This window comes from Paraburkholderia sp. BR10923 (assembly GCF_040948765.1).
Classification (GTDB): domain Bacteria; phylum Pseudomonadota; class Gammaproteobacteria; order Burkholderiales; family Burkholderiaceae; genus Paraburkholderia; species Paraburkholderia youngii.
Window position 1 is genome coordinate 1 of the sequence record NZ_JBFPKO010000169.1, and the last position, 420, is coordinate 420.

Annotated in this window: 1 pseudogene; it reads right to left on the reverse strand. The window is 62.9% G+C overall.

Going from position 1 to position 420, the window contains the following annotated elements:
- A pseudogene (locus tag AB3X94_RS41955) lies at positions 1-420 on the reverse strand (ABC transporter ATP-binding protein); the annotation flags it as partial.

Consider the following 420-nt stretch of genomic DNA (forward strand, 5'->3'; position numbering starts at 1 on the left):
TCTTGTCTTCGTGCTTCGGCGCGGGCCACAGGCCTTCCGAGCGATACAGCATGATCACGACCATCGCCAGACCGTACAGCAGCTGACGGATCACTTCGGTATCGACGACTTCATGGCCGAAGATCATATTCTGCAGCGGACCCATCGTGGAGCGCAGGAACTCGGGGAACACAGCGAGCAGCACCGCGCCGAGAATCACGCCGGGAATGTGGCCCATGCCGCCGAGCACCACACAGGCGAGCACAACGACCGATTCCCAGAACGTGAACGACTCCGGCGACACGAAGCCCTGGAACGCACCGAACATCGCGCCCGACAAGCCGCCGAACGACGCGCCCATCGCGAACGCGAGCAGCTTCACGTTGCGGGTGTTGATGCCCATCGCCTTGGCGGCAATTTCATCTTCGCGGATCGCGGCCC